Source organism: Thermomonas sp. S9 (assembly GCF_024704365.1).
Classification (GTDB): Bacteria; Pseudomonadota; Gammaproteobacteria; order Xanthomonadales; family Xanthomonadaceae; genus Thermomonas.
Map to the genome: position 1 here is coordinate 955,069 of NZ_JAJDFY010000001.1, position 23,855 is coordinate 978,923.

Annotated in this window: 21 protein-coding genes and 4 pseudogenes; 10 read left to right on the plus strand and 15 right to left on the minus strand. The window is 71.0% G+C overall.

Features of this window, described 5'->3' with window-relative positions; translation table 11 throughout:
* Positions 1 to 8: 8 nt before the first annotated feature.
* Positions 9 to 1,435: pseudogene (gene tldD / locus LJB71_RS04740) on the plus strand (metalloprotease TldD); the annotation flags it as partial.
* A gap of 16 nt (positions 1,436 to 1,451) precedes the next feature.
* On the opposite strand, the gene yjgA reads toward tldD, so the two are convergent.
* The gene (gene yjgA, locus LJB71_RS04745; RefSeq protein ID WP_259303280.1) at positions 1,452 to 2,039 is read right to left on the minus strand and encodes a ribosome biogenesis factor YjgA; all 588 of its coding nucleotides are present in this window, start codon (positions 2,037 to 2,039) and stop codon (positions 1,452 to 1,454) included.
* 17 nt (positions 2,040 to 2,056) lie between these two features.
* Between yjgA and pmbA the strand changes: the two genes are divergently transcribed.
* From pmbA to LJB71_RS04775, 6 genes and pseudogenes are all read left to right on the plus strand, one after another.
* On the plus strand, positions 2,057 to 3,424 hold the full coding sequence (pmbA, locus tag LJB71_RS04750; protein WP_259303281.1) for a metalloprotease PmbA: 1,368 nt from the start codon (positions 2,057 to 2,059) through the stop codon (positions 3,422 to 3,424).
* A gap of 82 nt (positions 3,425 to 3,506) precedes the next feature.
* A pseudogene (locus LJB71_RS04755) lies at positions 3,507 to 4,085 on the plus strand (DUF1800 family protein); the annotation flags it as partial.
* A gap of 64 nt (positions 4,086 to 4,149) precedes the next feature.
* Complete coding sequence (locus LJB71_RS04760; protein WP_259303282.1) at positions 4,150 to 4,905, plus strand: DUF1800 domain-containing protein; 756 nt, start codon at positions 4,150 to 4,152, stop codon at positions 4,903 to 4,905.
* Entirely contained in the window at positions 4,902 to 6,062 is a 1,161-nt protein-coding gene (locus LJB71_RS04765; RefSeq protein WP_259303283.1) for a DUF1501 domain-containing protein, read from the plus strand. Before LJB71_RS04760 ends, LJB71_RS04765 begins: the two co-directional genes overlap by 4 nt.
* A 74-nt stretch (positions 6,063 to 6,136) precedes the next feature.
* Positions 6,137 to 6,478 (plus strand): DUF4870 domain-containing protein, encoded by a 342-nt coding sequence (locus tag LJB71_RS04770; RefSeq protein WP_259303284.1) that lies wholly within the window; start codon positions 6,137 to 6,139, stop codon positions 6,476 to 6,478.
* 155 nt (positions 6,479 to 6,633) lie between these two features.
* Positions 6,634 to 7,107, plus strand: a complete 474-nt coding sequence (locus LJB71_RS04775; protein WP_259303285.1) for a DUF4870 domain-containing protein — start codon at positions 6,634 to 6,636, stop codon at positions 7,105 to 7,107.
* Positions 7,108 to 7,129: 22 nt separating this feature from the next.
* Here LJB71_RS04775 and LJB71_RS04780 read toward each other — a convergent pair whose 3' ends face one another.
* From LJB71_RS04780 to LJB71_RS04820, 9 genes and pseudogenes are all read right to left on the minus strand, one after another.
* Positions 7,130 to 8,368, minus strand: coding sequence for a cysteine desulfurase (locus LJB71_RS04780; protein ID WP_259303286.1), 1,239 nt, complete (start codon positions 8,366 to 8,368; stop codon positions 7,130 to 7,132).
* Positions 8,365 to 9,624: a Fe-S cluster assembly protein SufD gene (gene sufD / locus LJB71_RS04785; RefSeq protein WP_259303287.1), complete on the minus strand. Its 1,260-nt coding sequence runs from the start codon at positions 9,622 to 9,624 to the stop codon at positions 8,365 to 8,367. The genes LJB71_RS04780 and sufD overlap by 4 nt, the downstream gene beginning before the upstream one ends.
* Positions 9,624 to 10,383: pseudogene (sufC, locus tag LJB71_RS04790) on the minus strand (Fe-S cluster assembly ATPase SufC). Before sufC ends, sufD begins: the two are co-directional and overlap by 1 nt.
* A complete protein-coding gene (locus LJB71_RS04795; protein ID WP_259303288.1) occupies positions 10,376 to 10,870 on the minus strand; it encodes a hypothetical protein in 495 nt (164 codons plus the stop codon). Before LJB71_RS04795 ends, sufC begins: the two are co-directional and overlap by 8 nt.
* Entirely contained in the window at positions 10,854 to 11,057 is a 204-nt protein-coding gene (locus tag LJB71_RS04800; RefSeq protein WP_259303289.1) for a hypothetical protein, read from the minus strand. Before LJB71_RS04800 ends, LJB71_RS04795 begins: the two co-directional genes overlap by 17 nt.
* Positions 11,054 to 12,499, minus strand: a complete 1,446-nt coding sequence (gene sufB, locus LJB71_RS04805; protein ID WP_259303290.1) for a Fe-S cluster assembly protein SufB — start codon at positions 12,497 to 12,499, stop codon at positions 11,054 to 11,056. The genes LJB71_RS04800 and sufB overlap by 4 nt, the downstream gene beginning before the upstream one ends.
* Positions 12,500 to 12,508: 9 nt before the next feature.
* Positions 12,509 to 12,958, minus strand: coding sequence for an SUF system Fe-S cluster assembly regulator (locus tag LJB71_RS04810; protein ID WP_259303291.1), 450 nt, complete (start codon positions 12,956 to 12,958; stop codon positions 12,509 to 12,511).
* Between the two features lie 101 nt (positions 12,959 to 13,059).
* Positions 13,060 to 13,641, minus strand: a complete 582-nt coding sequence (locus tag LJB71_RS04815) for an alpha/beta hydrolase (protein ID WP_259303292.1) — start codon at positions 13,639 to 13,641, stop codon at positions 13,060 to 13,062.
* Positions 13,642 to 13,656: 15 nt separating this feature from the next.
* Positions 13,657 to 14,004 (minus strand): hypothetical protein, encoded by a 348-nt coding sequence (locus LJB71_RS04820; protein ID WP_259303293.1) that lies wholly within the window; start codon positions 14,002 to 14,004, stop codon positions 13,657 to 13,659.
* Positions 14,005 to 14,149: 145 nt separating this feature from the next.
* Between LJB71_RS04820 and LJB71_RS04825 the strand changes: the two genes are divergently transcribed.
* Positions 14,150 to 14,617, plus strand: coding sequence for an SET domain-containing protein-lysine N-methyltransferase (locus LJB71_RS04825; RefSeq protein WP_259303294.1), 468 nt, complete (start codon positions 14,150 to 14,152; stop codon positions 14,615 to 14,617).
* Between the two features lie 36 nt (positions 14,618 to 14,653).
* Here LJB71_RS04825 and LJB71_RS14520 read toward each other — a convergent pair whose 3' ends face one another.
* Together LJB71_RS14520 and fusA are read right to left on the minus strand one after the other, a co-directional pair.
* Positions 14,654 to 14,953: a hypothetical protein gene (locus tag LJB71_RS14520; protein WP_310649388.1), complete on the minus strand. Its 300-nt coding sequence runs from the start codon at positions 14,951 to 14,953 to the stop codon at positions 14,654 to 14,656.
* On the minus strand, positions 14,923 to 16,695 hold the full coding sequence (gene fusA, locus LJB71_RS04830) for an elongation factor G (protein WP_310649389.1): 1,773 nt from the start codon (positions 16,693 to 16,695) through the stop codon (positions 14,923 to 14,925). The genes LJB71_RS14520 and fusA overlap by 31 nt, the downstream gene beginning before the upstream one ends.
* 273 nt (positions 16,696 to 16,968) lie before the next feature.
* On the opposite strand from fusA, the gene LJB71_RS04835 reads away from it, so the two are divergent.
* The gene (locus tag LJB71_RS04835; protein WP_259303295.1) at positions 16,969 to 17,697 is read left to right on the plus strand and encodes a glycine zipper 2TM domain-containing protein; all 729 of its coding nucleotides are present in this window, start codon (positions 16,969 to 16,971) and stop codon (positions 17,695 to 17,697) included.
* A 194-nt stretch (positions 17,698 to 17,891) separates the two neighbouring features.
* Here LJB71_RS04835 and LJB71_RS04840 read toward each other — a convergent pair.
* The 3 genes and pseudogenes from LJB71_RS04840 to LJB71_RS04850 all read right to left on the minus strand — a co-directional run.
* A pseudogene (locus tag LJB71_RS04840) lies at positions 17,892 to 18,245 on the minus strand (response regulator); the annotation flags it as partial.
* On the minus strand, positions 18,227 to 19,408 hold the full coding sequence (locus tag LJB71_RS04845) for a hypothetical protein (protein WP_259303296.1): 1,182 nt from the start codon (positions 19,406 to 19,408) through the stop codon (positions 18,227 to 18,229). The pseudogene LJB71_RS04840 and the gene LJB71_RS04845, both read right to left, overlap by 19 nt.
* Before the next feature lie 13 nt (positions 19,409 to 19,421).
* Positions 19,422 to 21,626, minus strand: coding sequence for a M1 family metallopeptidase (locus LJB71_RS04850; protein WP_259303297.1), 2,205 nt, complete (start codon positions 21,624 to 21,626; stop codon positions 19,422 to 19,424).
* Between the two features lie 128 nt (positions 21,627 to 21,754).
* Here LJB71_RS04850 and LJB71_RS04855 point away from each other — a divergent pair, with 128 nt between their 5' ends.
* On the plus strand, positions 21,755 to 23,794 hold the full coding sequence (locus tag LJB71_RS04855; protein WP_259303298.1) for a tetratricopeptide repeat-containing sulfotransferase family protein: 2,040 nt from the start codon (positions 21,755 to 21,757) through the stop codon (positions 23,792 to 23,794).
* Positions 23,795 to 23,855: the final 61 nt, after the last annotated feature.

Here is a 23,855-nt window from a genome sequence, read left to right on the forward strand (position 1 = left end):
TTTCCCGCATGAACGCACTGGCCATCGCCGAATCCCGACTGCTCGCACCCACCGGGCTCGACCACGCCGCGCTGGAGCGCGCCTTCGCCAGCCTGCTGGGGCCGGGTATCGACTTCGGCGACCTCTACTTCCAGCACAGCCGGCGCGAGGCCTTGAGCATGGAGGACGGCATCGTCAAGCACGGCAGCCACGGCATCGAGCAGGGCGTCGGCGTGCGCGCGATCAGCGGCGAGAAGACCGGCTTCGCCTATTCCGACGAACTGGACGCGCCGGCGCTGCTGGCCGCCGCGCAGTCGGCGCGCGCGATCGCCCGCGACGGTCGCGCGCATGGCGCGCACGCGCTGCAATCCAGCGCCGGGCGCACGCTGTATCCGGCGCTCGATCCGGTGGATGCGCTGGAGGCCGCCGCCAAGGTCGAGGCGCTGCGCCGGGTGGACGCGCTGCTGCGCGCGCTGGACCCGCGCGTCAAGCAGGTGATGGTGAGCCTGACCGGCGGCGTGGACACCGTGCTGGTGGCGCGCAGCGACGGCGTACTGGCCGGCGACGTGCGCCCGCTGGTGCGGATGAACGTGCAGGTGATCGTGGAGCAGCACGGCCGCCGCGAGTCGGGCTTCGCCGGCTTCGGCGGGCGCTATTCCTACGCGGAGCTGCTCTCCGACGGCAAACCGGAGACATTCGCGCGCGAGGCGCTGCGCCAGGCGCTGGTGAACCTCGAGGCCATCGCCGCGCCGGCCGGCACGATGCCGGTGGTGCTCGGCCACGGCTGGCCGGGCGTGCTGCTGCACGAGGCGGTGGGCCACGGGCTGGAGGGCGATTTCAACCGCAAGGGCACCAGCACCTATGCCGGCCGCCTCGGCCAACAGGTGGCGGCCAAAGGCGTGACCATCGTCGATGACGGCACCCTGGACGGCCGCCGCGGCTCGCTCAACATCGACGACGAAGGCCAGCCCACCCAGTGCACCCCCTGATCGAGGATGGCGTGCTGGTCGGCTACATGCAGGACAGCCTGAACGCGCGCCTGATGGGCATGGCGCCGACCGGCAATGGCCGCCGCGAATCGTTCGCGCACCTGGTGATGCCGCGCATGACCAATACCTACATGCGCGCCGGCACCCACGACCCGCAGGAGATGATCCGTTCGGTGAAGAAAGGCCTGTACGCGGTCAATTTCGGCGGCGGCCAGGTGGACATCACCAGCGGCAAGTATGTGTTCTCCGCGACCGAGGCCTATCTGATCGAGGACGGGAAGATCACCGCGCCGGTGAAGGGCGCCACCCTGATCGGCAACGGTCCGGAGACCATGCGCAAGGTGGCGATGATCGGCCACGACCTCGCCCTGGACGATGGCGTGGGCATCTGCGGCAAGGACGGCCAGAGCGTGCCGGTGGGCGTGGGCCAGCCGTCCCTGCTGATTTCGGAATTGACCGTGGGGGGGGACCCAGGCGGGTTGATCAGCCGTGGTCGTCTGCCTCGCCTTCCACCGCATCGCCTGGAGCGTCGTCGCCTGGAGCAACGGCGTCCTGCGTCAGCACATCGCGCAGTTCCCGGAACAGCTCGCGAAACGCGCGCGGCGGCTTGTTCTTCGCGCGCTCCTCGCGCGCGTTGCGCACCAGCTGGCGCAGCTTCTGGCGGTCGGCCTGCGGGTACGTGGCCAGCAGGTCGGTCAGGGCGGCATCGCCAGTCTCGCCCAGCAGCGCCTCGCGCAGGGCTTCGGCGCGGTGCAGCAGCGCGGTCTCGCGGCGCGCGGCCTCGCCGTCCTTGCGCATGGCGTCGCGGATCGCGTCCAGCACCGCGTCGTCCAGCTTGCGCATCTGCTTGGCCAGGAACGCCAGCTGGCGCTTGTGGGCGATGTGCGCGGTGATGCGCTGCGCCTCGCGGATGTGCGGCAGCAGGTCCTCCGGCAGTGGCAGCCGTGCCAGCTGGGCCGCGCTCAGCGCCACCAGCTGCTCTCCCAGTTCCAGCACGTCCAGCGCCGCGCGCCGCTGCGCGCTGCGGCTGGGGCTGAAGTATTCGCCGGTTTCCTCGTCACGTCCTCGCATCGCTACAGGATAAGCCATTGAACATGCCCACCACCGACCTGCCTTCCATCACCGACGACAGCCAGCCGCGCCTGCAACAGTTATCCGCACTCGCCCAGCAGCTGCTGGAGCGCGCCCGCGCCGCCGGCGCGGACCAGTGTGAAGTCACCTGCAATGAAGATACGGGCCTTGCGGTCAATGTGCGCATGGGCGAGGTGGAAACGGTGGAGTCCACCCGCGACCGCCGCCTCGGCGTCACCGTGTATTTCGGCAGGCGCAAGGGCAGCGCCAGCACCGCCGACCTGCGCGAGGACAGCCTGGCCGCCACCGTCGCGCAGGCCTGCGCGATCGCCCGTCACACCGAGGAAGACCCGCACGCCGGGCTGGCCGATGCGGCGCTGATGGCGACCGCGCTGCGCGAGTTCGATACCTGGCATCCGGCCGTGTTCGACGCTGACCGCGCGATCGCGCTGGCGCTGGAATGCGAGGCCGCCGGCCGCGCCGTGGATGCGCGCATCGGCAATTCCGACGGCGCCTCGGTGAACATGAACGCCTCGCTCGGCGTGTACGCCAATTCGCACGGGTTCCTCGGGAGCGAGCGCCGCACCTCCTACAGCGCCGGCTGCGCGCTGATCGCCGGTGAAGGCGAGCGCATGCAGCGCGACGGCTGGTACAGCGTGGCGCTGGCGCAGGGCGATCTGGAGACGCCAGATGCGATCGGCCGCAAGGCCGCGCAGCGCGCGCTGGCCAGGCTGGATCCGCGCCCGCTGGCCACCGGCCAGGTGCCGGTGCTGTTCAGCGCGGAGATGGCGCGCTCGCTGATCGCAAGCTTCGTCAACGCGATCTCCGGCAGCGCGCTGTACCGCCGCGCCAGCTTCCTGCCCGACAGCGCCGGCACGCGCGTCTTCCCCGACTGGTTCGCGATCGAGGAAAACCCGTTCCTGCCGCGCGGCTTCCGTTCCGCCGCGTTCGATGCCGAAGGCGTGGCCACCTGCCGCTCGCTGCTGGTCGAGCGCGGCATCGTCCAGCGCTACGTGCTGGGCAGCTACGCGGCGCGCAAGCTGGGGCTGCAGACCACCGCCAACGCCGGCGGCGTCCACAACCTCGACGTGCGCGCGAATGCCGGTGACCTCGATGCGATGCTGCGCGGCATGGGCCGCGGCCTGCTGGTGACCGGGCTCATGGGGCAGGGCGTGAACGCCGTCACCGGCGACTATTCGCGCGGTGCGGCTGGCTTCTGGGTGGAGAACGGCGAGATTGCCCATCCGGTCGATGGCATCACCATCGCCGGCAACCTGAAGGACATGTTCGCCGCGATCGAGGCCGTGGGCAGCGACGTGGACACGCGCTCGCACATTCGTACCGGCGCGATCCTGATCGGGCGGATGACGGTGGCGGGGCGCTGACCGCCTGAATGCGGGCCGCGGGCTGTCAACCGGCGCGGGGCTGGTGCGTTGCCGGTGGAGCCTGTCTCTGGAGCACGCGCCCATGACGCATCTGTCCGCGACCAGCGCCGCCAACCGCTTCGGCCTCGGTGCCCGCCCCGGCGAGTTGCAGCGGATCGACCCCGATCCGCACGGCTGGCTGCTGGCGCAGCTGGGCCCTGCGCCCGCGCCGGCGGCATTCGCCGGCCTGCCGTCCAGCGCCGACTGCCTGGGCCAGTACCGCCGCCTGCAGCAGATGCGCCGGCAGGCGCGCCAGGGCGGTGGCGGCGATGCCAAAGCCGCGCAGATGCAGGCCGGGCGGCTGCTGCGGCAGGGCCTGCAGCGCGAGCTGCTGCTGCGCCAGCAGGTCGCCGCCGGTGCCGACGGCGGTTTCCGCGAGCGGCTGGTGCGGTTCTGGTCGAACCATTTCGCGATCTCGGTGGACAAGCGGGTGGCGGCGCTGTTCGCTGCGCCGATGGAGCGCGAGGCGATCCGCCCGCACGTGAACGGGCGCTTCGCCGACCTGCTGCTGGCGGTGGAGCGCCACCCCGGCATGCTGCTGTATCTGGACAACGCGCAGTCGATCGGTGACGACTCGCGCGCGGCGCAGCAGGCCGAGCGCCGCCGCCAGCGCACCGGCCAGGGCGCGCGCCGCGGCCTGAACGAAAACCTCGCGCGCGAGATCCTGGAACTGCACACGCTGGGGGGTGGATGCCGGCTACACCCAGCAGGACGTCACCGAATTCGCGCGCGCGATCACCGGCTGGAGCGTGGACCCGAATGCCGGCGGCACGGATGCCTTCCTGTTCCGCCCGGCCGCGCACGAGCCGGGCGCGCGGCGGGTGTTCGGCAAGACCTACCGCCAGGACGGCGAGCGCCAGGGCATCGCCATCCTGCATGACCTGGCCGTGCATCCGGCCACCGCGCGCCATGTGTCCACCAAGCTGGTGCGCCATTTCGTGGTCGACGATCCGCCGCCGGCGCTGGTGCAGCGCATGGCGCGGGTCTGGATGGACAGCGCGGGCGACCTGCCCAGCGTGTACCGCGTGCTGCTGGATGATCCCGTCGCCTGGCAGCCGGGGGTACGCAAGTTCAAGACCCCGGACGACTTCTGCCTGTCGGCACTGCGCGCCTGTGGGCTGGGCGCGGAGTCCGACCTCGCGCTGGGGCTGCGGCTGCAGGCGCAGCTGGGGCAGCCCGTGTTCCAGCCGCGCTCGCCGGCAGGCTTCGGCGACGTGGCCGCCGACTGGGGCGGGCCGGACGCCCTGTTCAAGCGGGTACAGGCGGCACAGGCGCTGGCCGACCGCCTGCCGGACACCGGCGTGACCCCGCTGGCGCTCGGCCAGGCCGCGCTAGGCGAGGCGCTGGACGCGCAGACCGCCACCGCGCTGCGGCGCGCCGAATCCATCCAGCAGGGCGTGGCGCTGCTGCTGGCCAGCCCCGCCTTCCAGTGGAGAGCATGAACATGGCGATGCGCATCGATCGACGTGGATTCCTCGGCCTCGGCGCCTCCGCGCTGGCGCTGGCGGCGCTGCCGAAGTTCGCGCTGGCCGCAACCGGCGCGCACGACACCCGCTTCCTGCTGGTGCTGCTGCGCGGCGGCATGGACGGCCTGCACGCGCTGCAGCCGCTGGGCGACCCGGCGTTCGCGGCCCTGCGCGGGGAGTTCGCCGCCAGTGCCGGCCAGCCCGCGCCGCTGCGGCTGGATGCCGATTTCGCCCTGCACGGCAAGCTGTCCGGCATGGCCGCGCTGCATGCGCGCGGCGAACTGCTGCCGGTCGCGGCGGTGGCGCCGCCGTACCGCCAGCGCTCGCATTTCGAGGCGCAGGACTGCGTGGAGAACGGCACCACCGGCGCCGGCGGCAGCACCGGCTGGCTGAACCGCTGCGTGGCGGCGATGCCGGGTGGAGCGGGGCTGGCGATCTCGGCGGTGATGCCGTTGGCGATGCGCGGCGGCGGCAACGTCAGCACCTGGTCGCCGCCGCTGGGCAACCGCATCGACCCGATCCTGTGGCAGCAGCTGCAGCTGCTGTATGCGGCCGATCCGGCGCTGGCGCCGACGTTCGCCGGGATCGACGCCGGCCAGGCCGCGATGCAGGCCAGCGGTGGCTTGCGCCTGCCGCAGGCGATGGCGGCGGCGGCGCGCTTCATGGCCGCGCCGGACGGGCCGCGGATCGGCTTCGTGGAGGACACCGGCTGGGACACCCACGGCGGCGAGCTGGCCGTGCTCGACCGCAAGCTGGCGGAGCTGGATACGGCGCTGAAAGCGTTCCACGACGGCGCGCAGCCGGTGTGGAAGCAAACCGTGGTGGCGGTGGTCACCGAGTTCGGGCGCACCGCCGCCATCAATGGCACCGGCGGCACCGACCACGGCACTGGCGGGGTGGCCTTCCTCGCCGGCGGCGCGGTGGCCGGTGGGCGGGTGGCCGGCGACTGGCCGGGGCTGGCGCGCAGCCAGCTCAACGAGGGCCGCGACCTGCGCGCCACCACCGATCTGCGCGCGCTGTTCAAGGGCGTGCTGCGCGACCACCTCGGGCTGGGCGCGGAGGTGCTGGCGCGCCAGGTGTTCCCGGACAGCGCCGCGCTGGCCCCGATGTCCGGGCTGGTGCGCCCGGCGTGACCGCCCGCGGGCGCGCTTCGCGTTAACCCGGGCGACAGGCGTCTTCCGCGCCGCTACCCGGGGAATCCACCACCATGAACGACGTCGCCGTCTCCCAGGACGACCGCAACCTGGCCATGCTCACCCATCTGTCCGGCATCCTGCTGGGCTTCATCGTCCCCTTGATCATCTGGCTGACCCACAAGGACCGGCCCGAGAAGGGCTGGCTCAACGCGCAGGCGGTGGAGGCGCTGAACTTCCAGATCACCATCGCGATCGCCTACGTGGGGTGCATGGTGCTGTCGGTGATCCTGATCGGCGCCCTGCTGATGCCGCTGGTGTGGCTGTTCAGCCTGGTGTTCTGCATCATCGCGGGCATCGCGGCGAGCAAGGGCGAAAATTACCGCTATCCGGTCGCGCTGCGGCTGGTGAAGTAAACCGCCTGCTCCCGTCGCACCGGCACCCCGCGCTCGTGCCCGCGCCGGCGCGGTTCGTCGCCGCCGGCGGGCGTCGGTCGCTGGCCGGCTTGCATCGTCCGCGGCGACCGCCATCATGGAGCCATGCCGGCGCGGTGCCGGTGGAGGAGACCCTGATGGACAGCATTCACGAGACCGCGCAGGACCCGCTGGCGCCGGCCAGTGCAAACGCAGGTGTGCGCCAGGACGAGCGGCTGTGGGCCGCCAGCGCCCATGCCGGCGCGCTGCTGCTGGCCTTCCTCACCAGCTGGACCGCCGGGGTCGCCGGCATGCTCGCCGGACTCATCGTGTATGCCCTGAAGAAGGGCGATTCCGGCTTCATCGCGGCGCATGCGCGCGAGGCCTTCAACTTCAACCTCAGCCTGTTCCTCGCGATGTGCGCGCTGGCGCTGGCGGGGCTGCTGCTGGTCGGTGCCACCGTGCTCACCCTCGGGCTGGGCGCGGTGCTCACCCTGCCGGCCGGGATCGTGCTGGCGGTGCTGGCGGCAGTGGTGGCCGTGGGCTGGCTGGTGTGCGGGGTGGTCGCGACGGTGAAGGCGCTGAACGGCGAGCCGTGGCGCTACCCGTTCACCCTGCGCGTGCTGCGCTGATTGCGGCAACCGCCTGCGGCGTTCACGCCAGCAGGCGGACCACCCTGCGCAGCGCGGCGATGAAGGCCTCGACCTCGGCGTGGGTGTTGTAGAACGCCAGCGAGGCGCGGCAGGTGGTGCCCACGCCCAGCCACTGCAGCAGTGGATGCGCGCAGTGCTGCCCGGAGCGCACCGCCACGCCTTCCAGATCGAGCAGGGTGGCGAGGTCGTGCGAATGCACGCCGTCGATCGCAAAGCTGATGACGGCGGCCTTGTCCGGCGCGCTGCCGAAGATGCGCAGGCCGTCGATCTTCCGCAGCTCCTCGCTGGCGTGCGCCAGCAGGTCCGCCTCGCGCGCGCGGATGGCGGCCATGCCGATGGCGGACAGGTAGTCCACCGCCGCGCCCAACCCCACGAACCCGGCGATATTGGGCGTGCCGGCCTCGAATTTGTGCGGTGGGTCGTTGAACACGGTGCCGTCGAAGCGCACTTCCTTGATCATCTCGCCGCCGCCGAGGAAGGGCGGCATCGCCTGCAGGTGTTCGCGCCTCGCCCACAGGCCGCCGGTGCCGGTCGGCCCGCACAGCTTGTGCCCGGTGAAGGCGTAGAAATCACAGCCGATCGCGGCGATGTCCACCGGCATGTGCGGCACCGCCTGCGAGCCATCGACGACGCTGACGATGCCCCGCCGTGTCGCCTCGCGGCAGATCTCCGCCACCGGGTTCAGCGTGCCCAGCACATTGCTGACGTGGGCGACGGCCAGCAGCTTCACGTCCGGCGTCATCGCCGCCCATAGCGCCGGCAGGTCCAGGCGGCCGTCCGGCAGCAGTTCGGCCACTTTGATGGTCGCGCCGGTGCGCTGGGCGATGAGCTGCCAGGGCACGATATTGGCGTGGTGCTCCATGCGTGTGACGAGGATGGCGTCACCCGCTTGCAGCCGCGGCAGCGCCCACGAATAGGCGACCAGGTTGAGCGCGAAGGTAGTGCCGCTGCACAGCACCAGCTCGTCGGCGCGCACGTTGAGAAAAGCGGCCAGTTTGCGGCGCGTGCTCTCGAAGGCCTCGGTGGCCTCGCTGCCCAGCTGGTGCACCGCGCGGCTGACGTTGGCGTTGTGGCGGCGGTAGAAATCGTCGGTGGCGGCGATCACGCACTCCGGCTTCTGCCCGGTGTTGGCGGAATCCAGGTAAATGAGCGGCTTGCCGTGCACCTTGCGCCGCAGCAGCGGGAAATCCGCGCGGAGGCGGTCCCAGTCGATGGCGTCGTGGGCGGGTGTCGCGCTCATGCGCCGAGCCTCGCCAGCGCGCGCTCCAGTGCGGCCTCGCACAGCGCGCGGGTGGCGGCGTGTCCGATCCCGCCGACCACCTCGCGGCAGAACGCGCCGGTCAGCAGCGCCTGCGCCTGCGGTTCCGGCAGGCCGCGCGAACGCAGGTAGAACAGCGCAGTGGGGTCGGGCTGGCCGACGGTGGCGCCGTGCGCGGCCTTCACCTCGTCGGCGTGGATCACCAGCACCGGCTGGGTGTCGATCTCGGCGTCGGCGGACAGCAGCAGGTTCTTGCTGGACAGGTCGGCTTCGGTGCCGTCCGCGCCCGCGTGGATGGTGATGCCGCCGTGGAACACCGCGCGCGCGCGCTGGCCGGCGAGGCCGCGCCAGGTCAGGCTGCAGCGGGTATCGCGCGCGATATGGTCGATGCCCAGCCGGGTGTCCACGTGGCGGCGCCCGTCGGCCAGCAGCACGCCGTCGGCCCGCAGCGCCGCGCCGTCGCCTTCCAGGCGCACGTTCAGTTCGTTGCGTGCCAGGGCGGCGCCCAGCTCCAGGTCGGTGCGCAGGTACTCGGCAGAGCGCGCCAGCACCGCGTCGGTGCGCGCGAACAGGCTGGCGCGCGGCGCGGCGTCCTGCAGGCGCACATGCGTCAGGTGCGCCGTCTTCGCCAGATGCGCATGCAGCAGCACGTTGCCCAGGTGCGCGTGGTCGCCGGCTGCCAGTTCATGCTCGACCAGCTGCAGCCTCGCGCCGGCGCGCAGCTCCACGAAATGGCGCAGGTGCCAGGCGGCATCGCCGCCGTCCTGCGGCGCGCCTACGCAGACCAGGTGCAGCGGGGACGACACCGTGATGCCGGCGTCCACGCGCACCACCGCGCCTTCGCGCGCCAGCACGGCATTGAGGCGGGCGAACGGTTCGTCACTGCGGGTGTAGCGGCGGGCGAGGAAGTTCACCGCGCGCGCGTCGTCGCCCTGCAGCCGCTGCGACAGCGGCTGCACGTCCACCCCGGCCGGCAGCCCGGACAGATCGCTGAGCGCGGCGTCGAAGCGGCCGTTGACGAACACCAGGCGCGGCGCAGGAATGTCCGCCAGCAACGCAGGAGCGACCGCCACCGCCTGTGCCTGGCCGAAGCGGCGGCGCTCCAGTGCACGCAGCGAGGTGTACTTCCACGCTTCCGCACGCGCCGGCAGGCCGTCGCGCAGCAGCGCATCGAGCTGGGCGTGACGGTCGGCATCGCCGTCGAAACCGGCGGCCAGCGAGTCGAGCAGGGCGCTCATCACGCCGCCTCCGGCCCGGTGCGCTGGCGGATCCAGTCGTAGCCGTGGGCTTCCAGTTCCAGCGCCAGTTCGGGGCCGCCGGTCTGCACGATGCGGCCGTCGGCCAGCACGTGCACCACGTCCGGCCTGATGTAGTCGAGCAGGCGCTGGTAGTGGGTGATGACGATGAACGCACGCTCGGGCGCGCGCAGCGCGTTGACGCCGTCGGCCACCGACTTCAGGGCGTCGATGTCGAGCCCGGAATCGGTTTCATCGAGGATCGCCAGCTTCGGCTCCAGCAGCGCCAGCTGGAAGATCTCGTTGCGCTTCTTTTCGCCGCCGGAGAAGCCTTCGTTCACGCCGCGATGCAGCAGCTCGTCCTTCAGGTGCAGCACCGCGAGCTTCGCGCACGCGCTTGAGGAACTGCATCGAGTCGAGCTCGGGCTCGCCGCGCGCCTTGCGCTGCGCATTGAGCGCGGCGCGCAGGAAGTAGGTGTTGTTCACGCCCGGGATTTCCACCGGGTACTGGAAGGCCAGGAACACGCCGGCGGCGGCGCGCTCTTCCGGCGCCAGCGTCAGCAGGTCACGGCCGTCGAATGCAACGCTGCCGGCGGTGACCTCATAGCCCTCGCGTCCGGCCAGGATATTGCCCAGGGTGGACTTGCCGGCGCCGTTCGGGCCCATGACGGCGTGCACCTCGCCCGCCTTCACTTCGAGCGAGAGGCCCTTGAGGATGTCCTTGCCGGCGATGCGGGCGTGGAGGTTGTCGATCTTAAGCATGGAGTTCTCCGGAGCCGGTCGTGTCGGCTCCTTGCAGATGTTCGAGGTCGGCCAGATCCTGCAGGCGGCCCACCGCCTGTTTGTTCTTGCGCAGGTCGTCCAGCCCGATCACGGCGACCTGCAGGCCATCCAGCGGAACGACGATCCGACGCGGGTAGCAGGCGTCGAAGTCGATGCCATCGGCGAAGTTGAGCAGTTCGATGGCATTCGGCTCCTTGCCCAGCACCAGCATTGAGCGTGGCTTGCAGAAGGCCGCGGGTGGAGTCTGGATGTCGGTGAATCCAAACGTGCGCAGGGCCGCGAGCAGGCGTTTGGCGTTCGCCTCGGTGGCGCGGAACCAGACGTCCAGATCCTTGGTGTAGCGGACGTGCCCGTGGACGCCCAGCGCGATTCCGCCCACCAGCATGTATTCCACGCCATGCGCCTGCAGCGCGGCCAGGAAGTCTTTCCAGTCGCGGTCCAGCACGCCGTCATCCCGCGAGGCCATGGCGCAGCCTCCATTCGTAAGCGATCGGCGGATTGCCGCCCTTGAACAGGGCATTGCCCTCTCGGTGCAGCGCCAGCACGGCCTGCAGACGCTCGGAGGCGCTGCGCGTGCGCCAGTAGTCGGCCGTGCGTGCGCGCGGCTCGCCGGGTTCCACGAAGCGCAGGCTGCGTCCGGGCGCCATGCTCATCCCACCGCTCCTTCCAGCGACACGTCCAGCAGCTTCTTGGCTTCCACCGCGAATTCCATCGGCAGTTCGCGGAATACCGATTTGCAGAAGCCGTCCACGATCATCGACACCGCATCCTCCTCGCCGATGCCGCGGCTGCGGCAGTAGAACAGCTGGTCGTCGCTGATCTTGGAGGTGGTGGCCTCGTGCTCGACGGTGGCGGTGGGGTTCTTTACCTCGATGTAGGGGAAGGTGTGCGCGCCGCAGTGCTTGCCGATCAGCAGGCTGTCGCACTGGGTGTGGTTGCGCGCGCCCTCGGCAGAGGCGGCCACCTTCACCAGCCCGCGGTAGCTGTTCTGGCCATGGCCGGCGCTGATGCCCTTGCTCACGATCTTGCTCTTGGTGCGCCTGCCGAGGTGGACCATCTTGGTGCCGGTGTCGGCCTGCTGGCGGTGGTGGGTGAGCGCCACGGAATGGAATTCGCCCACGCTGTCGTCGCCCAGCAGCACGCAGGACGGGTACTTCCAGGTGATCGCGCTGCCGGTCTCGACCTGGGTCCAGGTGACCTTGCTGCGCGCGCCGCGGCACTCCGCGCGCTTGGTGACGAAGTTGTAGATGCCGCCGACCCCGTTCTCGTCGCCCGGATACCAGTTCTGCACCGTGCTGTACTTGATCTCGGCATCCTCCAGCGCCACCAGCTCCACCACCGCCGCGTGCAGCTGGTTCTCGTCGCGCATCGGCGCGGTGCAGCCCTCGAGGTAGGAGACGTGGCTGCCGGCCTCGGCGATGATCAGGGTGCGTTCGAACTGGCCGGTATGGCCGGCGTTGATGCGGAAGTAGGTGGACAGCTCCATCGGGCAGCGCACGCCCTTCGGGATGAACACGAAGCTGCCGTCGGAGAACACCGCCGAGTTGAGCGCGGCGAAGTAGTTGTCACCCACCGGCACCACCGTGCCCAGGTACTGGCGCACCAGTTCGGGATGCTCGCGGATGGCCTCGCTCATCGAGCAGAAGATGATCCCGCGCTCGGCCAGCTCCTTGCGGAAGGTGGTACCCACGCTGACCGAGTCGAACACCGCGTCCACCGCCACGCCGGCCAGCTTCGCCCGCTCGTGCAGCGGCACGCCCAGCTTGTCGTAGGTGTCCAGCAGCTCCTGCGGCACCTCGTCCAGCGACTTGTATTTCGGCCCCTTGGGCGCGCTGTAGTAGCTCAGCGCCTGCAGGTCGATCGGGCCGATCTGCAGCTGGGCCCAGTCCGGCTGGCGCATGGTCAGGAAATGGCGGTAGGCCGCGAGCCGCCACTGCGTCATCCACTCCGGCTCGTCCTTTTTCGCGGACAGGGCGCGGATGATGTCTTCGTTCAGGCCCGGCGGCAGCGAATCGGATTCGATCTCGGTGACGAAGCCGGCCTCGTACTTGCGGGCCAGCTGGCTGTGGATCTGCGTGTTCTGCATATCGTTCATGGCCATCCTTCAGGCCTGCGCCAGCTGCGCAGGGATGCGCCCGCGCGGCAGACGCGCGGGCGGTTGCAGCATCTGCGCCAGGGTGATGCCGGCCAGCGCTTCGGCCACCACGTCGTTGATCCGCCGCCAGTTGGCGCGCACGCCGCAGCTGTGCTCGATGCCGCACTGGCCTTCATGGATGCTGCACTCGGTCATCGCCAGCGGGCCTTCCATTGCCTCGACGATCTCGACCAGGGTGATCTCCGCGGCCGGACGCGCCAGCCGGTAGCCGCCGTTGGCGCCGCGGAAGCCTTCCACCAGCCTGGCCGCGGCCAGCGGCTTGAGTACCTTGGCCACCGTGGGCACCTCCAGCCCGGCCTGCTCGGCCAGTTCGGGCGCGCTCAGCACGGTGTCCGGCCGCGCGGCGAGCGCGGTCAGGACGACGGTGGCGTAGTCGGTGAGCTTGGTGACGCGGAGCATGGCGCGGGCCGGCTTGAATGCGTACCGGAATTGTACGATTTTGGGCTGCGCCGGCCAGAGTGCGCCATGCAGGCCATGTCGCCGTGCCAGACCGGCACGGATCAGCGCAGGCGCGCGTCGATCCAGCGCGTCACCGCCTCGGTATAGGCCGAGGGCAGGCCCAGCCGGTCGTTGATCTCGGCGTGCGAAAGCGCTTCCGGCTGCACCTGGATGGCGACCCCGAGCGCGCGAGCGCGCGCGGCGAGTTTGCGTGCTTCCTCGCAGGGCGAGGTCGGGAAGCGGCGCGTGCTGGAGCACACCAGCAGCATCGGCAGGGCGTCGCGCTGGAGCTGCTGCTGCGGTGAAACCGAGGCCCAGTAGGCCGCGTCCTCGCCGAAGGCATCGTGATACAGCGGCGGCACGCGCGTTTGCTGCATCAGCGCGGGCACGTCGAGCGCGCCGCTGTCCAGCGCCACCACGCCCAGCGGGCGCTGCGCCCCGGCCCGTCGCAGCAGCGCCGGCTCGCTGCCGAGCAGCGCCACCAGATGGGCGCCGGCGGAGTGGCCCATCAGCACCGTCTTGCCCGGATCGGCCTGCCACTGGTGCGCGCGCTGCTGCACCGAAGCCACCGCCGCGGCCACGTCGCGTGCTTGCACCTGCGGGTCGGCGTCCGGCACCAGCCGGTTGTTGACCGAGACGAACACGCCGCCGCGCGCGCTTCACCACGCCGCCTTGTTGTTGACCACGCGCGCCAGGGCCTTGTCGCCGGTGCGCCAGCCGCCGCCGTGCACCATCACCAGGATCGGCGCGCCGGGCGCCACCTGCGCCGGCAGGTACACGTCGTAGCGCTGCCTGGGATCGGGGCCGTAGGCGATATCGCGCTCGACCCGGGATCCGGGCGGCGGCGTGGCCGGAGTGGCGCGGCCTTCGCCCTCGCTGCCGGCGCGTTGTTCCATGCGTTGCAGCAGGCGTTCGCGCAGGCGCTGTTGGGCGGGGGCGGGATGGCTGGCGATCGCCAGCACCAGGCCGGCGATCAGCGCGGCAAGGGCGACGCGGGGAATGCGCATGGCGGCAAGGCTCCGGAGAGGGGGCACGCTTGCCAACGCACGGCCGGTCTTCGCGGTTGACGCGCGGCGGTCATCCGCTGGACAAGCCGCCGGCCTGCGCGACAATGCGGCCCCCTCCCGTCCATGCCTGTGCCCACGCCCACCCATGCCGAGCAAGATCCGCACCCGCAAGTCCGCCATCCACGGCAACGGCGTGTTCGCCGCGTGCCCGATCGCCAAGGGCGAGCGGGTGATCGAGTACAAAGGGCGCCGCCGCACGCATGCGGAGGTGGATGCCGGCGACAGCGGGGATATCGAAAGCGGGCACACCTTCCTGTTCACGCTGAACGAGGACTGGGTGATCGACGCCAACTTCGAAGGCAACGCCGCGCGCTGGATCAACCACAGCTGCGATCCGAACTGCGAGGCGGTGCTGGTCGAGCATGCGCACGACTCGAAGCGATCGAAGGTGTTCATCGAAGCGCTGCGCGACATCGCGGCGGGCGAGGAGCTGACCTACGACTACGGCATCACCCTGGCCGAGCGCCATACCCCGCGCCTGAAGAAAATCTGGGCCTGCCGCTGCGGCGCTCCGACCTGCACCGGGACGATGCTCAAGCCGAAGCGCTGTTGATCGCCCGCGTGGCCACGCTGACCGCAGGGCGGTTTCTCAGTCCTCCTCGATGCGCGGCTTCCACGCCTCGGCCAGGCGGCGCTGGATCGGCGCCGGGGCCGGTTCGTAGTGGCTGAAATCCAGCGCATAGCGGCCGCGCCCGCCGGTCGCGGATTTCAGCTCGGCCGCGTAGCCCTCCAGTTCCGACAGCGGCACCTGCGCGCGCACCACGATCTCGCCGCCGGGCAGGGAATCGGTGCCGGTGATGCGCGCGCGCTTGGCAGCCAGGCCACCGCTGATGTCGCCCATATGCGCCTCGGGTGCGCTCACCTCCAGGTCCACGATCGGCTCCAGCACCTGCGGCTGGGCCTTGCCGATCGCATCCAGAAGGCACGCTTGCCGGCGGCGACGAACGCGACTTCCTTGCTGTCCACCGGGTGGTGCTTGCCGTCGTACACCACCACCCGCACGTCCTGGATCGGGTAGCCGGCGAGCGCGCCGCTGGCCAGCACCTGGCGCACGCCTTTCTCTACCGCGGGAATGAACTGCCCGGGGATGGTGCCGCCCTTGACCTCGTCCACGAACTCGAACCCGGCGCCGCGCGGCGGCGGCGCGATGCGCAGGAACACTTCCCCGAACTGGCCGGCGCCGCCGGTCTGCTTCTTGTGTCGGTGGTGGCCCTCGGCCGGCTGGGCGATGGTCTCGCGGTAGGCGATCCGCGGCGGATGGGTGGCGACCTCGACGCCATAGCGATCGTGCAGGCGCTGCAGCATCACCCGCAGGTGCAGGTCGGACAGGCCGCGGATCACGGTTTCGTTGGTCTCGGCGTTGTGCTCGACCACGAACGCCGGATCCTCCTCGGCCAGCCGGTGCAGTGCCTGCGCCAGCTTCTGTTCCTGGCCCTTGCTGGCCGGCGCCACCGCCAGCCCGAACATCGGACGCGGCAGCGCCGGGGGTTGCAGATGGATATGGTCCTCGTCGTGCGAATCGTGCAGCACCGCATCGAAGTGCAGGTCTTCCACCTTGGCCACGGCCGCGATGTCGCCGGGTACCGCCTGTGCGATCTCCAGGTGCTCCTTGCCCTGCAGGCGGTACAGGTGGGCCACCTTGAACGGCTTCTTGCCGTCGTCCACGAACAGCTGCGCGTCCCTGCGCACGGTGCCCTGGTACACCCGGAAGATGCCGAGCTTGCCCACGAACGGGTCGTTGACGATCTTGAACACATCGGCGATCACGTGCGCGTCCGGGTCCGGCGTGGCCAGCACGGGAGCCGCCTCCTTGCCCTTGCGGAACGGCGGCGGATTGACTTCGCCGGGATGTGGCAGCAGGCGCTCGGCCACGTCCAGCCATTCGCGCACGCCCACCCCGGTGCGCGCAGAGACGAAGCACGCCGGCACCAGGTGGCCTTCGCGCAGGCACTGTTCGAAGGCATCGTGCAGCTCCTGCCCGGACAGCCCGCCCTCGCCGAGGTCGAGGTAGTGCTCCATCACCGTTTCGTTGATCTCCACCACCTGGTCGAGGATCTTCTGGTGCCAGTCGCCGACCGCGCCGAGGTCGGATGTGCCTTCACGCTGGGTGAAACAGTCCACCACGCGCGCGCCGCCGTCGGCGGGCAGGTTCAGGGGCAGCACCTCGGGGCCGAACGCCTCGCGCAGCGCGGCCAGCAGCGCGCCGTGGTCGTGCCCGGCCTGATCGATCTTGTTGACCACCAGCATCCGGCACAGGCCGCGCTGGCGCGCATACTCCAGCATCCGGCGGGTGCCGTGGGCGATGCCGGAGCCGGCATCGACGACCACCGCGACGGTATCCGCGGCTGCCAGCGCCGCCAGCGCCGGACCGCGGAAGTCGGGATAGCCGGGGGTGTCGATCAGGTTCAGGTGCAGCCCCGGGCGGTCGAGGCTGGCGAGGGCGGCATCGATGGAGTGCCCGCGCTCCTTCTCGATCGGGTCGAAGTCGGACACGGTGTTGCCGCGTTCGACCGTGCCTGCCGCCTGGAGTGCGCCACCGGCATGCAGCAGGGCTTCGAACAGGGTGGTCTTGCCGGTGCCAGGGTGGCCTGCCAGGGCCACGTTGCGGATCTGCGGGGTACTGTAGGACATGAGCCCGAACCTCCTGCGCGTGCGAATGGACGTGGCGTCATGGCGGTCCGCGTTGCGCGCCGGAGCGTGGCGCTCGGCGGGCGGTCATGGCGAGCCTCCACCTTAACGCAGCGCGGCGGCCACGGTGCGTGCGCCGCAACATGGCGCCCGGCAGCCCGGCCGCGGCCGGTGGGCTGACGCGGCGCTAAACGCGGGTGGCGGTATTCAGCCTCGCGTCAAGCGCGGCCCCGCAGTGTTGGCCGCGACGCCACTCCACATCCACGGGGAACCACCATGAAGCGTTTGATCGGCAGCCTGTTCGCATTGGGGATGGTCGCGGCCAGCGCCTCCGCCGCGGCGCAGGTGTACGGAGGCTACGGCGACCGTTACGGGGACCGCTATGGCAGCGACGCTGGCTATGGCAACCCCGGCTACGGCAGCGCGAATCCCGGCGGCAGCTACTACGACTATGCGCAGGTGGTGCGGGTAGATCCGGTGTTCGACGCCGGCTACCGCAGCCAGCCCGTGCAGGCGACGCGCTGTTACGAGACCACCACGACCGCCGCCGGCTATGGCGGCGGCTATGGCGGCAACGGTTACGGTGGCTACGGCGGCTACCCGCGCTATGACGGGTACGGCCGCGACGATGGCTATCGCCCCTACGGCGACAACGCGGGCCGTTCGATGGCCACCATCGCCGGGGGCGTGATCGGCGCGGTGCTTGGCAGCCGGATCGGTGGCGGCAGCGGGCAGATCGCCGCTACCGCGGTCGGCTCGATGGTCGGCGGCATCGCCGGGCGCCAGATCTACGACCAGTCGCAGCGGAACCGTGCCCCGCGCACCGCTATCGTGCGCGTGTGCGATCCCGAGCCGGTGCGCGACAGCTATGGAGGCTATCGCGGCGACAGCGGGGTGCGCGCCTACGACGTCACCTACGAATACAACGGCCGCCGCTACACCCGGCGCATGGACTACAACCCCGGCGACCGCATCCGGGTGCGGGTCGAGGTGATGCCGCAGTAAGCGCGGGCGTCCATCGCGCATGCACGAAGGGGCCGCGAGGCCTTCGTCGTTGCAGTGGCAGTGGGTTGGGCGGGATGCGCCGCCGGCCGCGGACCGGATGCGGGTCAGGCCGGAGTCGCCGGCTCCGGCTGCGCGGCGGCACCGGGGCGCTGGGCCGGGCGCGCGACGTGGCGCGGGGTCCCGGTTTCGTCCAGCAGGGCCTCGATCCGGCTGAACACTTCCGGGCGCGAGAACGGCTTCTTCATGAAATCGTCGGCGCCGATGCGCTGCACATAGAACTGCTCGGTGGCCTGGGCGTTGCCGCTGATCATGATGATCGGCACGTCCTTGGTCAGCGGGTCGCGGCGCAGGGTGCGCAGCGTGCTGAAGCCGTCGATGCCGGGCAGTACGATGTCGAGGAAGATCAGGTCGGGCACCTCGCGGCGCGCGATTTCCAGCCCGCTCTCGCCATCATAGGCCACCAGCACGGCGTAGTGGTTCTGCTGCAGCATGCGCTTGAGCAGGGCGACGATGGTGGGGGAGTCGTCGATCACCAGGATGCGGGTGCCCGGGCGCGCGTTGCGGCGGTCGCGCTCGCGCCGCTCCGGACCACCGTGCAGCGCGGCATCGTCGTCTGGCCCGGCGCCCGCGGGCGCAGCTGCCACCGGTGCGGTCGGCGTTGCCACCCGCGCGGCGGGCTGGATGGAGGCCGCACGCGGCGCCGGCTGCGGCCGCTTGCGTTTGAACAGGTCGAACAAGGACATGCGCACGCTTCCCCGGGGCGGACCGGGCGCAATTCTAGCCTGAACGGGAGCGCCCGCAGCGCGGGCGGGCGTCCGCTCAGCGCCGGGCGTGCGCGTCCTCGGCCAGCGCGCGCATCGCGAACAGCCGGGCCACCTTGCCCCAGGCCAGCGCGCCGGCGATGCCCAGCCCCAGCAGGAAGGCCAGCACGAAGCCGCCCGCGCCCGCCGGCGCGACGTGCCCCGCGCACGGCCAGCAGGAGCAGGGCCAGCAGCAGGCTGCACACGGTCGGCAGCAGGTAGGCGGCCAGCACCGCCAGCGGTCGCCGCCGCAGCAGCGTGAGGCCGCGCCACCAGGCCTTCAGCGCGGAGCGCAGGCGGGCGTCGGCCGCCAGCCAGCCGCGGCCGGCCTCGAGGCTGGCGTGCGCCAGCAGGACCAGCACGCCGCCGATCGCCAGCGCGATGTTGCGGCCATCGTTGATGGCCGATTCGAGGATGGCGTGCTCGTGGATCTGCTCGTTGAAGCCGAGGGCGGCGGCGCCGATCCCCAGCGCCAGTCCGAGCGGCACCACCGACCACAGCAGCAGGCGCAGCAGCGGGCCGTATTCGGCCAGCCCGCCGCGCAGCAGGTCGCCGAACCCGAGCGCGGCGCGGCTGCGCGAAGCGGTGAGGGTGGCGCCGGCCAGCAGCGGCGACAGCAGCAGCATCAGCAGGGCCGAGACCCGCAGCAGCGAGGTGAGCAGCGGCAGTGGTGCGTCGGGCGCGGCCAGCGCGCCGAGCAGCAGCACCGGATCGTGCCCGGCGGCGATCGCCGGCGCCTGCGGGGAGTAGTCCAGCAGGCGGCCCAGCCAGCCCCACACCGGCAACGCGGCGATCAGGGCGCAAGCCAGGCCGGCGGCCACCCACAGCAGCAGCAGCCGCCACTGCAGGGCGGCGGCGAGGGCGCGCGGAGCGGCGGAGCGGGCGCGGAGGGGACGGATGGAGGTCGTCATCGGAAGTGCCTCGTCAGACCGTGGCCAGCAGGGCCAGCAGGGAATGCAGCAGTGCGGTGAATTCGCCGAACCAGCGGCGCGCGGCCTGTGGCTTCGGCTCCAGCGTGCGGCCGTCGTTGAGACGGTTGGCGTCCATCCGCAGCCGGTCGTCCGGATCGAGCTGGGCCGAGATGGCCTTGGCCGGAGCCACCACCACGAAGCGCTGCCAGCTCCCCTGCGCGGTGACCGGGTAGTCGCGGTGGCTGCCGTCGGCGAAGTGGATGCGCAGGGTCTGCGGCGGCTTTACCGCGTCGCGGCGGACCACCACCGTGGTGCGATAGGGGAAGGCGCCCTGCCACGGTTTGGCATCCGGGTGTGCCTTCTTCCACGCCGCGCGGCGTTTGGCGATCGCGGCCTCGATGGCCTTGCTGCCGACCAGCACCTGACGGCCCTGGTAGGTGTGATAGCCGGGATGCGGCAGCACCTCGTGGCTGGACAGGCTGCTGATGCGGTCGTCGGTGCGGCCGGTGGAATACACATAGGCATCGAACGCGGCATTGACGATGTCCGGCCGGCCGGTGCCTTCGGCCAGCGCGTCGCGCAGGTCGGCGGCCGACGGGTGGCGGAACTTCCAGCGCGCGTAGTACAGCTTCATCGCGCGCTCCATCGCCGGGGTGCCCACCAGCGCCTCGATCTGGCGCATGGCGGTGGCGGTGCGCGAGTACACGGTGCCGTAGCTGGCGCTGGACAGGCGGTCCCACGAGTTGGCGCCCAGCGGGTCGGCCGGGTCCTGCAGCGCGGCGCCCAGGCGCTCCATGTCGAACGGGGTGATCCGGGTGCCGATCCCGAACCAGCGCATCCATGGCAGCTGCAGCACCAGGTCCTGCCTGCGCGTGCTCATCATGCGCTGGTCCCAGTACTCGTTCATGCCCTCGTCGAGCATGGGTTCCTCGAATTCGTTGGAGCCGAGGATGCCGTAGAAGTAGCCGTGGCCGAATTCGTGCACGGTGACGAAATCCAGCATCCAGCGCGGCAGGCTGCCGAAGGTCACGGTGCCGGTGTGGTCGGCGGTGAAGAAGGTGGGGTACTCCATGCCGCCGGCTTCCTCGGCGCCATAGGGCGGCACCACCGCGGTGGCGGTCTTGTAGGGGTAGGCGCCCAGCGTTTTCGAGAAATACTCCAGCGCATCGATGGTGGCCTGCAGCACCGGCTCGGCGTTGCTGGCGTACTCCGGCGGGTACAGCACCTTCACCTCCACCGGGCCGCGCGGGCCGGCCCAGGTCTTCACCAGCGGCTTGGCGTAGCGCTTGTCGGCGGTCCACGCGAAGTCGTGCACGTCGTCCTGCACGTAGCGGTGGGTGGTCTTGCCGCCCCTCTCCACCGGCGCACCCACCTGCTGGCCGGTGGCGCCGACGGTGTAGCCCTTCGGCACCGTGATGCGCACGTCGTAGCGGCCGTAGTCGGCGTAGAACTCGCTGTGCAGGTGGAACTCGTGGGCGTTCCAGCGCGGCGCGGTGGCGCCGCGTTCGCCCGGCAGCTCCAGTACGGCGATCTTCGGGAACCACTGGCCAACCAGATGGAAGCTGCCGTAGTAGCCGGTGCGTGCCACCACCCGCGGCAGCTGGTCGAAGAAGTCGAAGGTCAGGGTGGTGGTGGCGCCCGGCGCCACCGGCTGCGGCAGGTCCAGACGGATCACGCTGCGGTCGGTCTTGGGGCCGTTGTCCGGCTGCACGAAGGTCCACTTCGCCGCCTGCCCGGCCTGCGTCACCTTGTCGAGGCGGATGTAGCCGTATTCGCCGTCCTTGGTGGCGACGTTGCTGCGGAAGCCGCCGCTGCTGGCCCGCTGCTCGGTCATGAAGGTGCTGCCCGGCCCGGCGAAGGCGTTGAGGTACAGGTGCAGATACACGCTGCACACCGGCTGCGCGCTGCGGTTGCGCCAGGTCAGGGTCTGCCTGCCGGTGACGGTGTGCTTGACCGGGTCGAGCTCGGCGTCGATCGAGTACTCCACCACCCGGTCGGACAGGGGAGCATTCTGGCCGGTGCGCGGCCCGCCCCAGGCGTCGGCTGCGCTGGCCACCCGCACCGCAGCTGCATCCGGCGCGGCCAGCGGGATGGTCGCGCAGCCGGCGGCCGCGGCGGGCGTGGCGGGGCTGGCGGAAGGCGTCCTGGCGGCGGCCAGGGCCGGCATCAGGACGAACAGGGTGGACAGGGCGAGCGTGGCCCGGTGGCGGCTGAGCATGGAATCCCCGGCGTCGTGCGGACGGTAATTCCAGCACCATGTGCGAAGCGTGTCGGCGTGGCAACATGCCAGTAGTCACGGTGGCCGGGAACGGTGCGCATGGGGATGCGGCGAGAGGAGTACGGGCAATGAGGGTGGCGACGCCGCTGGCCGGAGTCGAGGCCGCGCTGGCGCACGCCTTGCGCCTGCTGGAGGCCCGGCCGGAGCTGGCCGCCGAGCAGGCGCGGGCGATCCTGGAGGCTGCGCCGGGACATCCCGGTGGCGAGCTGGTCCTCGGCATGGCGGAGACGGCCCTGGGAGAGCATGCCGCTGCGCTTCGGCGGCTGTCGGCGCTGGCGCAGGCGCAGCCGGGCTCGGCCATGACCTGGCTGGCGCTGGGCCGCGCGCATGCGGCGCAGGGCGAGGATGCGCAGGCGCAGGCCTGCATGGAGCGCGCGGTCGCGCTGCAGCCGGCGCTGCCTGGTGCATGGCTGGCGCTGGCCGATCTGCGCCTGGCCCGCGGCGATGCCAGCGGCGCCGATGCCGCCTACCTCCAGCACGTGCGCCACAGCGTGCGCGATCCGGCGCTGATGGCGGCCGCCGATGCGCTGGCGCGCGGCGACCTGCCGGATGCGGAAACCCGCCTGCGCGCGCGCCTGTCCGCGCACCCCACCGACGTCGCCGCGCTACGCATGCTGGCCGAGCTGGGCGCACGCCTGGGGCGCAACGAAGACGCCATCCTCCTGCTGGAGCAGGCGCTGGCGCGCGCGCCGGGGTTTGCCGCCGCGCGCCAGAACTATGCCGCCCTGCTCAACCGCGGCAACCGCCATGACGAGGCGCTGGTGGAGGTCGATCGCCTGCTGGAGCGCGATCCCGACAACCAGTCGCTGCACAACCTGCATGCGGTGATCCTGGGCAAGCTGGGCGATTTCGACGCCGCGATCGACGCTTATGAGCGCGTGCTGGCGCGCCTGCCCGGGCAGTGGCAGGTGTGGCTGGGCTATGGACATGCGCTGAAGACCGCCGGCCGCACCGGCAATGCGATCGCCGCCTATCGCCGCGCGATCGCGCTCAATCCCGGGTTCGGCAGCGCCTGGTGGAGCCTGGCCAATCTCAAGACCGTGCGCTTCGACGCCGCCGACATCGAAGCGATGCGCGCGCAGCTGGCACGCGCCGATCTCGACGACGATGCACGGCTGCATTTCGAGTTCGCGCTGGGCAAGGCGCTGGAGGATGCCGGCGAGGATGCCGAAGCGTTCGCCCACTACGCGCGTGGCAACGCCCTGCGGCGCATGCAGTTGCCTTACGATGCCGCGCTGGCGCGCGAGCGGACCCGCCGCGCGATCCGTACCTACACCCGCGAGTTCTTCGACGCGCGCGCCGACGCCGGCTACCCGGCACCGGATCCGATCTTCGTGGTCGGCATGCCGCGCGCCGGCTCGACCCTGATCGAACAGATCCTGGCCAGCCATCCGCGGGTGGAAGGCACGATGGAGCTGCCGGCGATCATCGCCATCACCCGCCAACTGCGCGAGCGCGCCGGCAATCCGGAGACCACCTCCTACCACGACGTGCTGGCCGCGCTGCCGCGCGCGGAGCTGGAGGCGCTGGGCCGCGACTACCTGCGCCGGGTACAGCCGCAGCGGCGCGAGGGGCGGCCGCTGTTCATCGACAAGATGCCGAACAACTTCGCCCACGTCGGCCTGATCCACGCGATCCTGCCGAACGCGAAGATCATCGATGCGCGCCGGCATCCACTGGCCTGCTGTTTCTCCAACTTCAAGCAGCATTTCGCGCGCGGCCAGGCCTTCAGCTACGACCTTTCCGACCTCGGCCACTACTACGCCGACTACGTCATGCTGATGGCGCATTTCGACGCGGTCCTGCCCGGGCGCATCCACCGCGTGTTCCACGAGGCGATGGTGGAGGACACCGAGGCGCAGGTGCGTGCGCTGCTGGCCTATTGCGGTCTCGAGTTCGACGAGCGCTGCCTACGCTTCTTCGAGAACCCGCGTGCGGTGCGCACCGCCAGCTCCGAGCAGGTACGGCGGCCGATCTACCGCGAGAGCCTTGAGCAGTGGCGGCGGTTCGAGCCGTGGCTGGGGCCGCTGAAGCAGGCGCTGGGGCCGGTGCTGGAGGCCTACCCGGAGGCACCGCCGGCCCAGGATGCGGTCTGGGGCGATTGTTGAAAACCGGTTAAAACAGGTTTAAACCTTGGCGACACTCCGGCTGTCAATGCGGCGACATCAT

Excerpts from the sequence above, each read along its gene's own strand:
- yjgA (WP_259303280.1), bottom strand. The coding sequence starts at position 2,039 with ATGCGAGGACGTGACGAGGAAACCGGCGAATACTTCAGCCCCAGCCGC.
- LJB71_RS04765 (WP_259303283.1), top strand. The coding sequence starts at position 4,902 with ATGAACATGGCGATGCGCATCGATCGACGTGGATTCCTCGGCCTCGGC.
- LJB71_RS04770 (WP_259303284.1), top strand. The coding sequence starts at position 6,137 with ATGAACGACGTCGCCGTCTCCCAGGACGACCGCAACCTGGCCATGCTC.
- LJB71_RS04775 (WP_259303285.1), top strand. The coding sequence starts at position 6,634 with ATGGACAGCATTCACGAGACCGCGCAGGACCCGCTGGCGCCGGCCAGT.
- LJB71_RS04780 (WP_259303286.1), bottom strand. The coding sequence starts at position 8,368 with ATGAGCGCGACACCCGCCCACGACGCCATCGACTGGGACCGCCTCCGC.
- sufD (WP_259303287.1), bottom strand. The coding sequence starts at position 9,624 with ATGAGCGCCCTGCTCGACTCGCTGGCCGCCGGTTTCGACGGCGATGCC.
- LJB71_RS04795 (WP_259303288.1), bottom strand. The coding sequence starts at position 10,870 with ATGGCCTCGCGGGATGACGGCGTGCTGGACCGCGACTGGAAAGACTTC.
- LJB71_RS04800 (WP_259303289.1), bottom strand. The coding sequence starts at position 11,057 with ATGAGCATGGCGCCCGGACGCAGCCTGCGCTTCGTGGAACCCGGCGAG.
- sufB (WP_259303290.1), bottom strand. The coding sequence starts at position 12,499 with ATGAACGATATGCAGAACACGCAGATCCACAGCCAGCTGGCCCGCAAG.
- LJB71_RS04810 (WP_259303291.1), bottom strand. The coding sequence starts at position 12,958 with ATGCTCCGCGTCACCAAGCTCACCGACTACGCCACCGTCGTCCTGACC.
- LJB71_RS04820 (WP_259303293.1), bottom strand. The coding sequence starts at position 14,004 with ATGCGCATTCCCCGCGTCGCCCTTGCCGCGCTGATCGCCGGCCTGGTG.
- LJB71_RS04825 (WP_259303294.1), top strand. The coding sequence starts at position 14,150 with ATGCCGAGCAAGATCCGCACCCGCAAGTCCGCCATCCACGGCAACGGC.
- fusA (WP_310649389.1), bottom strand. The coding sequence starts at position 16,695 with ATGTCCTACAGTACCCCGCAGATCCGCAACGTGGCCCTGGCAGGCCAC.
- LJB71_RS04835 (WP_259303295.1), top strand. The coding sequence starts at position 16,969 with ATGAAGCGTTTGATCGGCAGCCTGTTCGCATTGGGGATGGTCGCGGCC.
- LJB71_RS04845 (WP_259303296.1), bottom strand. The coding sequence starts at position 19,408 with ATGACGACCTCCATCCGTCCCCTCCGCGCCCGCTCCGCCGCTCCGCGC.
- LJB71_RS04850 (WP_259303297.1), bottom strand. The coding sequence starts at position 21,626 with ATGCTCAGCCGCCACCGGGCCACGCTCGCCCTGTCCACCCTGTTCGTC.
- LJB71_RS04855 (WP_259303298.1), top strand. The coding sequence starts at position 21,755 with ATGAGGGTGGCGACGCCGCTGGCCGGAGTCGAGGCCGCGCTGGCGCAC.